Here is a 9,566-nt window from a genome sequence, read left to right as displayed (position 1 = left end):
TGAGCGGGCGGTCGGTCGCGGCGGCGACCACGACCTCGACCTGCCGCAGCACCTGGGCCGCGCCGCGTGCCGCCTCCCCCGGCGGCGTCCCCGCGTCTCCACCGGCGAGCGCGCGCAGCGCGCCGACGCCCGCGTCGTGGGTGCCGGACTCCCCCACCCCGACGACGACCCTGCTCGCGCCGGCGCGGGCGGCGGCGAGCACGAGGTCGCCGACGCCGGCGCTGCTGCCCTCCTGGGCGAGCCGGGCGGCGTCGGGGCCGTGGGGGTCGCCGAGCAGCGGCGCGGTCTCGACGTAGGCGGTACGCCCCACCCGCAGCCACGTCGCGGGCACCGAGGCACCCCAGGGGTCGCGCGCCACCGTCGCCTGCACCTCGCCGCCGAGCGCCGCCCGCAGCACGTCGAGGAACCCGTGCGCGCCGGTGCTCGAGGGGTGCAGCAGCACCTCGTCACCGTCGCGGCTGGACCGCCAGCCCTCGGCGAGGTGACGGGCGACGTCGCCCGCACCGATTGTGACGTCGTCGCCCCGGACGGCGTCGGGGACCATGAGCACGCGCACGCCCCGAGTGTCGCAGAGCACGAGGCGTGCCGGTCCCACCGCATGCCCCGGGCGCAGGGGGCCGCTGGAGGCAGCGGGCGGGCGCCGTCGGGCCGACGAGCCCCACCCCGCCGATGACCTAGGCTTCACGACGTGTTCGGACGCAGGAAGACCGAGGATGCCACCGTCCCGGCGGAGCCCGTGGTCGAGGAGACCCCCAGGGCAGGCAAGGGCAGGCCGACCCCGAAGCGACGCGACGCCGAGGCGGCGCGGCGCCGGCCGCTGGTGACCGGCGACAAGAAGTCCGACCGCGCCCGGGCCCGCGCCGAGGCCGCCAAGCAGCGCCAGCTGATGGACCAGGCGATGCAGACCGGCGACGAGCGCTACCTGCCCGTCCAGCACAAGGGTCCGGCCCGTCGCTTCGCCCGCGACTACCTCGACGCCCGCTGGACGCTCGGCGAGTTCTTCCTCCCGATCGCGCTGCTCGTGGTCGTCGTCATGTTCTTCGGCAGCCTCATCCAGCTGCCGCCGCAGGTCGTCGTCTACGCGATCCTCGGCCTCTACGTGATCGTGCTGGTCGCGGTCGTCGAGGCCGTGATCTACGCCGGGATCGTGCGCAGGCGCGCCCTCGCGAAGTTCGGGTCGGGCGCGGTCCGCGGGCTGCGCCTGTACACCGCGATGCGCTCGATGCAGATGCGGCGGATGCGTCTGCCGAAGCCGCAGGTCAAGCGCGGCGACACCGTCAGCTGAGTCGCTCCAGACACCAGACAGGAGAACGATGCGCTACCGCCACCTGGGCCGCTCCGGCCTGAAGGTCACCGAGATCACCTACGGCAACTGGCTCACCCACGGCTCGCAGGTCGAGGCCGAGACCGCGCACCGCTGCGTGCGGGCCGCGCTCGACCACGGCATCACGAGCTTCGACACCGCCGACACCTACGCCAACACCAAGGCCGAGGAGGTCCTCGGCGAGGCGCTGGCCGGCGAGCGGCGGGAGAGCCTGGAGATCTTCACCAAGGTCTACTTCCCGACCGGCCCCAAGGGCCCGAACGACACCGGGCTGTCGCGCAAGCACATCATGGAGTCGATCAACGGCTCGCTGCGCCGGCTGCGCACCGACTACGTCGACCTCTACCAGGCGCACCGCTACGACTACGCGACGCCGCTGGAGGAGACGATGCAGGCGTTCGCCGACGTCGTCCGGTCCGGCAAGGCGCTCTACATCGGTGTGAGCGAGTGGACCGCCGAGCAGCTGCGTGCCGGCGCCGAGCTCGCGAAGGAGCTCAACATCCAGCTGATCTCCTCGCAGCCGCAGTACTCGATGCTGTGGCGCGTCATCGAGGAGGAGGTCGTGCCGACCTCGCGCGAGCTGGGCATCTCCCAGATCGTGTGGTCGCCGATCGCGCAGGGCGTGCTCACCGGCAAGTACCTGCCCGGCCAGCCGCCGCCGGAGGGCTCGCGCGCGACCGACCAGTCGGGCGGCGCGTCGATGATCCGGTCGTGGATGCGCGACGACGTGCTCGAGCGGGTGCAGCGGCTGCGCCCGATCGCCGACGAGCTGGGCCTGACGATGGCCCAGCTGGCGGTCGCCTGGGTGCTGCAGAACGACAACGTCGCCGCGGCGCTCGTGGGTGCCTCGCGTCCCGAGCAGATCGAGGACAACGTCAAGGCCTCCGGCGTCACGCTGGAGCCCGAGGTGCTCGCGCGCATCGACGAGGTGCTCGGCGACGTCGTCGAGCGCGACCCGCGCAAGACCGACGAGGTCTCCCCCAAGGAGCGCCTCGTCTGAGGTTCGGGGCCGCGTCAGCCCAGCGCGCGGTTGACGCGGCCCGGCCAGGTCGCCCCGGCGTAGACGAACGCCGTGTAGGCCTGCACGAGCGTGGCGCCGGCGTCGATCATCGCGCGGGCGTCCTCGACGCCCGAGATCCCGCCGACGCCGATGACGACGCGGTCGGGACCGAGCACCGTGCGCACCCGTCGCACCACCTCGAGCGCGCGGGCGTGCAGCGGCGGCCCGCTCAGGCCGCCCGCGCCGTGGTCGTGCGCGATCGTCGTGTTGGTGGCCACCACGCCCGCGAGGTCGAGCTCGAGAGCGAGCCGTGCGACGGCCTCGACGTCGTCGTCGGCCAGGTCGGGGGCGATCTTCACCAGCACCGGCACGTCGCGACCGGCCGCGTAGGCGGCCTGCTCGACGACGGCCGCCAGGATCGGTCGCAGCGCCTCGGTCGCCTGCAGGTCGCGCAGGCCGGGCGTGTTGGGCGAGGAGACGTTGACGACCAGGTAGTCGGCGTACGGGGCGACGGCGCGCGCCGAGGTCACGTAGTCGGCGACCGCGTCCGCGGGCGGGGTCACCTTGGACTTGCCGATGTTGGCGCCGATCACCAGCCGGCGGCCGGCGGCGGTGCGACGCAGCCGGGCCAGCCGCCTGGCGGCCGCGGCGGCGCCCTGGTTGTTGAAGCCCATCCGGTTGACCAGCGCCCGCTGCGCGGTGACCCGCTGCAGGCGCGGCCGCGGGTTGCCCGGCTGCGGGTGCGCGGTCACGGTGCCGACCTCGACGAAGGCGAACCCGAGCGCGGCCAGCCCGGCCGCCATGGTCGCGTCCTTGTCGAACCCGGCCGCGAGCCCGAGCCGACCGGGCAGCCGCCGCCCGAAGACGACCGGCCGCTCCCCCGGTGCCGGGCGGCCCAGGGTCGCGGCCAGCGCGCCCCGCAGCGGCGGCACCCGCCCGGCCAGCGCGATCAGCCGCGCCGCGCCGTGGTGCGCCCTCTCGGGGTCCACGCGGCTCAGCACGGTGCGGAACAGCAGGTCGTAGAGCATCGGCGTCACCCGTTCGCCTGCGAGAGGCGCCGCGGGCTGGACCACCACAGCCACGCCACCCCGAGGAACGGCAGCACCAGCGGCACGTAGCCGTACCCGCTGCCGAATTCGGACCACACGGTGTCGCGCGGGAACAGCTCGGGGTGCGTCAGCGAGAGCACCCCGACGACGAGCACCCCCACGAGCTCGAAGAGGACGGTCACCCAGCCGACCACCCGCAGGCGGCGGCCGTTGTGCGCGAGCGCGACGGTCGCGACCAGGTAGACGACGGCGGAGAACGCCGAGAGCCCGTAGGCCAGCGGGGCCTCGGCCGCGTCCCGGATCAGCTGCACGGTGGCGCGTGCGGTCGCGGCGACGGCGAAGATGCCGTAGACGACGATGAGCACCCGCCCGGCGCCGAACGCGGGCCGGCGGGTGTCGGTGGTGGTGGGCAGCTCGGTCATGCCGTCGCCCACCACAGCGTGAGCACGCGGTACTGCATCACCAGCAGCGCGAGCGCGAGCACCAGCAGCACGACCGAGCTCCAGCGGGTCCGCTCGGCGATCGCGACCACCGCGCCGGCGGGCAGCATCAGCACCGCGACGACCAGGTAGCCCCAGAACACCTCGGGCTCGGCGAGGCCGTGACCGCTCAGCACCGCGACCAGCGCGGCGACCGCCTGCACGAGCAGCAGGGCCTCGACGACACCGCCCGCGATCAGCTGCTTGAGGATGACCGCGCGGTCGCGCAGCGCCCGGATCCCGGCCCACAGGCCGAGGGCTCCGCACCCCACCATGACGGCGTACCCGCCGGCGACGACCAGGTCCACGGCGTCAGAGGTCGGAGATCTCGCAGGTCACGGTGCCCCAGGCTAGTGGACGTCGCACCCGCTTCGGTCACTAGGGTTGTGCGGGTGACCACCGTCTCGCTCACCAGCACCCCGCTCGCCAAGACCCGCACCGACGCCGTCGTCCTCGCCACCACCTCCGGCGACGACCCGCGCGTGCTGGGTCTCGACGCCCTCCCCAAGCAGGCCCGTGCCGCGGTCGAGTCCGCGGCGCGCGTCGTCGGCGCCACCGGTGCGGCCGACGAGCTGCTCAAGGTGCCCGCCCCGGGCGGGCTGGGGGCCTCGCTGCTCGTGCTCGCCGGCACCGGGGCCGACGGTGCCGACGCGCTCACCGACGAGACGCTGCGCCGCACGGCCGGCTCCGCGGTGCGACAGCTCGCCGGCACCGGGTCGGTGACGCTGGCGCTGCCGGCGACCACCGCCGCGCAGGCCGGCGCCGTCGCGGAGGGCGCCGTGCTCGGCGGCTACGTCTTCAGCGGTCACCCGGGCAGCACCGAGCCGGTCGGCGCGGTCGAGGTGCTCGTCGCCGACGCCAAGGACAAGGAGAGCCGGGCCGCCGTCGAGCGCGCCCAGGTGGTCGGCAGCGCCGTCAACGGCGTCCGCGACCTCGTCAACACCCCGCCGAACCTGCTCTACCCCGAGTCGTTCGCCGAGCGGGCGCGCACGCTCGCGAAGGGCACCAAGGTCGACGTCACCGTCCTGGACGACGACGCGCTGCGCGCCGGCGGCTACGGCGGCCTCGTCGGCGTCGGGCAGGGCTCCACGCGCGGTCCGCGCCTGGTGCGGCTGGAGTGGAAGCCGCGCAAGGCCACGGGCCACTACGCCCTCGTCGGCAAGGGCATCACCTTCGACTCCGGCGGCCTGTCGATCAAGCCCGCCAAGTCGATGGAGACGATGAAGAGCGACATGGCGGGCGCCGCCGCCGTGCTGCACACCGTGCTCGCCGCCGCCCGCCTGAACGTGCCGGTGCGCGTCACCGGCTGGCTCGCGCTCGCCGAGAACATGCCGTCGGCGACCGCGCAGCGGCCCTCCGACGTCATCACGATCCGTGGCGGCCGCACCGTCGAGGTGCTCAACACCGACGCCGAGGGTCGCCTCGTGCTCGCCGACGCGCTCGTCGCGGCCGGCGAGGAGGACCCCGACGTCCTCGTCGACATCGCCACGCTCACCGGCGCGCAGATGGTCGCGCTCGGCAACCAGGTGAGCGCGGTCATGGGCACCGACGACGTGCGCGGCGCCGTCGTCGCCGCCGCCGGCCGGGCCGGTGAGCAGTTCTGGCCGATGCCGCTGCCCGAGGAGCTGCGGCCGTCGCTGACGAGCCCGGTCGCCGACATGGCGAACATCGGCGAGCGCTACGGCGGCATGCTCGTCGCCGGGCTGTTCCTGCGCGAGTTCACCGACGGGCGACCCTGGGCGCACCTCGACATCGCGGGCCCCGCGTTCAACGAGGGTGGGCCGCGCCACTACGTCCCGAAGGGCGGGACCGGCGTGGGCGTGCGCACGCTGCTGTCGCTGCTCGACTCCGCCGCCCAGGCGTGAGCCGCGCCACATCCAGGACCGTGGAGCTGGTTTCGGTGAGGTGCCGACGACGCCTGATGCCAAGATGGGTGCCAGCCCGACTGAAGGAGCGCAGGTGACCGAGCAGGACTACGACGTCGTCGTCCTGGGCGCCGGGAGCGGCGGCTACGCGGCCGCGCTCCGAGCCTCCCAGCTCGGCAAGTCGGTCGCGCTCGTCGAGGCCGACAAGGTGGGCGGCACCTGCCTGCACCGCGGCTGCATCCCGACCAAGGCGCTGCTGCACGTCGCCGAGGTCGCCGACTCGATCCGCGACAGCGACACGTTCGGGTTGCGCGCGACGCTGGACGGCGTCGACGTCGCCGGTGTGCACGCGTACAAGGACGGCGTGGTCTCGCGGCTGTACCGCGGGCTCACCGGGCTGGTGTCCTCGCGCGGCATCGAGGTCGTCCCCGGCTGGGGCCGGCTGGTCGCGCCCGACATCGTCCAGGTCGACCAGCGGCGGCTGCGCGGGCGCGACGTCGTGCTCGCGACCGGCTCCTACGCCCGCACGCTCCCCGGCCTCGACATCGGTGGCCGCGTCATCACCTCCGACCAGGCGCTCGCGATGGACTGGGTGCCCGCCAGCGCGGTCGTGCTCGGCGGCGGCGTCATCGGCGTCGAGCTCGCCAGCGCGTGGCGCAGCCTCGGCGCCGAGGTCACGGTGGTCGAGGCGCTGCCGCACCTGGTGCCCAACGAGGACGAGGCGCTGTCGAAGGGGCTCGAGCGCGCCTTCCGCAAGCGCGGCATCCGCTACCACCTCGGCACCCGCTTCGAGGGCGTCGAGCAGGACGAGCGCGGTGTCACCGTGTCGCTCGAGGGCGGCACCACCATCGAGGCCGAGGTGCTGCTGGTCGCCGTCGGACGCGGCCCGGTGACCGACGACGTCGGGTTCGCCGAGCAGGGCGTCGCGATGGACCGCGGCTTCGTCGTGGTCGACGAGCAGCTGCGCACCAACCTCGAGCACGTGTGGGCCGTCGGCGACATCACGCCCGGTCTGCAGCTGGCACACCGCGGCTTCGCGCACGGCATCGCCGTCGCCGAGCGGATCGCCGGGCTCGACCCGGCGCCGATCGTCGACAGCGCGATCCCGCGCGTCACCTACTGCGAGCCCAACGTCGCCTCGGTCGGCCTGACCGAGGCGCAGGCCCGCGAGACCTACGGCGAGGTCGAGACCGTCGAGTACAACCTCGGCGGCAACGGCAAGAGCCAGATCCTCGCGACCACCGGGTTCGTCAAGCTCGTGCGGGCGAAGGACGGACCGATCGTCGGCGTCCACATGCTCGGCGCCCGGATGGGCGAGCAGATCGGGGAGGCCCAGCTCATGGTGAGCTGGGAGGCCTTCCCCGACGACGTCGCATCCCTCGTCCACGCCCACCCCACCCAGAACGAGGCTCTCGGCGAGGCCGCCCTCGCGCTCGCCGGCAAGCCGTTGCACTCCCACGCCTGAGGTCACAGAAGGAGAATCTCCATGTCAGAGTCAGTGAAGATGCCCGCTCTCGGCGAGAGCGTGACCGAGGGCACCGTGACCCGTTGGCTGAAGTCGGTCGGCGAGGAGGTCGCGGTCGACGAGCCGCTGCTGGAGGTCTCGACCGACAAGGTCGACACCGAGATCCCCTCCCCGATCGCCGGCGTGCTCGAGAAGATCCTGGTCGAGGAGGACGAGACCGTCGAGGTCGGCACCGACCTCGCCATCATCGGCGACGGCAGCGGCGGTGGCGACGAGGGCGGCTCCGACACCTCCGAGTCTCCCGAGGCGCCGAGCACCGACGAGAGCGCCGAGGAGCGCGAGGCCCCCGCCAACGAGACCGGCGTGGCCGACACCCCGGCCGAGCAGGCCGAGGAGCTCGCGGCCGAGGACGCCCCCGCCGAGGAGGCCCCGGCCGAGCAGCAGGAGGCGCCCGCCGAGAAGCCGAGCAGCGGCGGCGGTGAGCGCACCGCGGTGACGCTGCCGGCGCTGGGCGAGAGCGTCACCGAGGGCACCGTCACCCGGTGGCTGAAGTCGGTCGGCGACGACGTCGCCGTCGACGAGCCGCTGCTGGAGGTCTCGACCGACAAGGTCGACACCGAGATCCCCTCCCCCGTGGCCGGCACGCTGCTGGAGATCGTCGTCCAGGAGGACGAGACCGTCGAGGTCGGCGCCGAGCTCGCCTACGTCGGCTCCGGTGAGCCGGGTGGCTCCGAGCCGGAGCCGGAGAAGGAGCCCGAGCCCGAGCCGGAGGCCGAGAAGCAGCCCGAGCCGGAGCCCGAGCCCGAGCCCGAGCCGGAGCCCGAGAAGCAGCCCGAGCCCGAGCCGCAGCCCGAGCCCGCGAAGGCTGAGGAGCCCGCGAAGGCCGAGGCGCCTGCGCAGCAGCCGGAGTCGGCTGCGGCGAGCGCCGAGGCCGGTGCCTACGTGACGCCGCTGGTGCGCAAGCTGGCCGCGGACAAGGGCGTGGACCTCGCGAGCATCACCGGCTCCGGGGTCGGCGGCCGCATCCGCAAGCAGGACGTGCTCGAGGCGGCCGAGGCCGCCGCACGGGCGAAGGCCGAGGCGGAGGCTGCGGCCAAGCCCGCCGAGGCCCCTGCCGCGGCTCCCGCCGCCAAGCCGGCCGCGTCGAGCCTGCCGGTCTCGCCGCTGCGCGGCACCCGCGAGAAGATGAGCCGGCTGCGCAAGATCGTGGCGGAGCGGATGGTCGACTCGCTGCACGTGTCCGCGCAGCTCACGACGGTGCTCGAGGTCGACGTCACCAAGGTGGCCCGGCTCCGCGCCCGCGCCAAGGACGACTTCCAGGCCCGCGAGGGCGCCAAGCTCACGTACCTGCCGTTCTTCACGCTCGCGGCGGCCGAGGCGCTCAAGGCGTACCCGAAGATCAACGCCAGCATCGAGGGCGACGAGATCGTCTACCACGGCACCGAGAACATCGGCATCGCGGTCGACACCCCGCGCGGCCTCGTGGTCCCGGTGATCAAGGACGCCGGCGACCTCAACATCGGTGGCCTCGCCCGCAAGATCGCCGACCTGGCGAGCCGGACCCGTGAGAACAAGGCGACGCCGGACGAGCTGACCGGCGGCACCTTCACGATCACCAACACCGGCAGCGGCGGTGCGCTGTTCGACACCCCGATCCTGCTGCAGCCGCAGGTGGCGATGATGGGCGTCGGCGCGATCGTCAAGCGGCCCGTGGTCGTCACCGACGCCGACGGCGCCGAGGTGATCGCGATCCGCTCGATGGTCTACCTGTCGCTCTCCTACGACCACCGCCTGATCGACGGCGCCGACGCGTCGCGCTTCCTCACCGCGGTCAAGAACCGCATCGAGGAGGGCGAGTTCGAGGCCTCGCTGGGTCTCTGACCCGAGCGGTCAGTCGCAGTCGCGCGCCTGCGCGACCACCCACGAGCCCTCGACCCGCGTCAGGGCGAGCTCGACACAACGCGGCGGCTGGTTCGGCACCGTCTGGACGACGGCGCCGGCCAGCCGCTCGTGCGTCTGCTGGGTCAGCACGGTGCGCACCGTCGCCGTGCTGCGGTCGAGCGCGACCACCTCGGTCTCCGCGACCTCGGTGCGCAGGCCCTGCAGCGTCGTCCCGGCGTCGGCGAGCGAGGCGAGCAGGGCGGCGTCCTGCTCCCGCGCGGGCGACCCGGGTGCGGTGAGCGCGGCGAGGGCGGCGGCGTCGCCGGCGACGAGCGCCTCGTCGCGCTGGGCGACGAGCGCGGCCACACGCACGTCGAGCGCGTCGGTCGCGCGGGGTGCGACCGCGCCCGGCGCAGGGCCCGGACCGTCCGGGGTGAGGGTCACGGCAGCGGCGACGGCCGCGCTCGCCACGAGGGCCCCGACGACGAGCCGCGCCGTCCGCG

Annotated in this window: 10 protein-coding genes; 5 read left to right on the top strand and 5 right to left on the bottom strand. The window is 74.1% G+C overall.

From position 1 onward, the window contains the following. Positions 1–556: glycerate kinase (locus GPA02_RS18660; protein ID WP_162457825.1), on the bottom strand; the 556-nt coding region annotated here is incomplete at its 3' end. A gap of 132 nt (positions 557–688) precedes the next feature. Here GPA02_RS18660 and GPA02_RS18655 point away from each other — a divergent pair. Next, positions 689–1,285, top strand: a complete 597-nt coding sequence (locus tag GPA02_RS18655) for a DUF3043 domain-containing protein (RefSeq protein WP_156201944.1) — start codon at positions 689–691, stop codon at positions 1,283–1,285. Positions 1,286–1,313: 28 nt separating this feature from the next. Beyond that, positions 1,314–2,324, top strand: a complete 1,011-nt coding sequence (locus tag GPA02_RS18650; RefSeq protein ID WP_156201943.1) for an aldo/keto reductase family protein — start codon at positions 1,314–1,316, stop codon at positions 2,322–2,324. Between the two features lie 14 nt (positions 2,325–2,338). On the opposite strand, the gene GPA02_RS18645 is transcribed toward GPA02_RS18650, so the two are convergent. Genes GPA02_RS18645 through GPA02_RS18635 form a run of 3 tightly spaced genes read right to left on the bottom strand, consistent with a single transcriptional unit; the run spans position 2,339 to position 4,160 of the window. After that, positions 2,339–3,352 (bottom strand): quinone-dependent dihydroorotate dehydrogenase, encoded by a 1,014-nt coding sequence (locus tag GPA02_RS18645; RefSeq protein WP_156201946.1) that lies wholly within the window; start codon positions 3,350–3,352, stop codon positions 2,339–2,341. 5 nt (positions 3,353–3,357) lie between these two features. After that, positions 3,358–3,795, bottom strand: a complete 438-nt coding sequence (locus GPA02_RS18640; protein ID WP_156201942.1) for a hypothetical protein — start codon at positions 3,793–3,795, stop codon at positions 3,358–3,360. Continuing rightward, positions 3,792–4,160 (bottom strand): hypothetical protein, encoded by a 369-nt coding sequence (locus tag GPA02_RS18635; protein ID WP_240134148.1) that lies wholly within the window; start codon positions 4,158–4,160, stop codon positions 3,792–3,794. The genes GPA02_RS18640 and GPA02_RS18635 overlap by 4 nt, the downstream gene beginning before the upstream one ends. A gap of 84 nt (positions 4,161–4,244) precedes the next feature. Here GPA02_RS18635 and GPA02_RS18630 point away from each other — a divergent pair, with 84 nt between their 5' ends. From GPA02_RS18630 to sucB, 3 genes are all read left to right on the top strand, one after another. Then, positions 4,245–5,717 carry a leucyl aminopeptidase gene (locus GPA02_RS18630; protein ID WP_156201941.1) on the top strand — a complete coding sequence of 491 codons (1,473 nt, stop codon included), beginning with the start codon at positions 4,245–4,247 and terminating at the stop codon, positions 5,715–5,717. Positions 5,718–5,781: 64 nt separating this feature from the next. After that, positions 5,782–7,182, top strand: coding sequence for a dihydrolipoyl dehydrogenase (gene lpdA / locus GPA02_RS18625; protein ID WP_156201940.1), 1,401 nt, complete (start codon positions 5,782–5,784; stop codon positions 7,180–7,182). 21 nt (positions 7,183–7,203) lie between these two features. Then, positions 7,204–9,063: a 2-oxoglutarate dehydrogenase, E2 component, dihydrolipoamide succinyltransferase gene (sucB, locus tag GPA02_RS18620; protein ID WP_156201939.1), complete on the top strand. Its 1,860-nt coding sequence runs from the start codon at positions 7,204–7,206 to the stop codon at positions 9,061–9,063. Between the two features lie 9 nt (positions 9,064–9,072). Here the strand turns inward: sucB and GPA02_RS18880 are convergent. Then, a partial coding sequence (locus GPA02_RS18880) for a hypothetical protein (protein WP_420809376.1) occupies positions 9,073–9,566 on the bottom strand: 494 nt, incomplete at its 5' end.

The organism is Actinotalea caeni (genome assembly GCF_009733795.1).
GTDB lineage: Bacteria > Actinomycetota > Actinomycetes > Actinomycetales > Beutenbergiaceae > Pseudactinotalea > Pseudactinotalea caeni.
The sequence above is the reverse complement of the archived record's forward strand: the minus strand, read 5'-3'. Positions and strand labels throughout refer to the sequence as shown.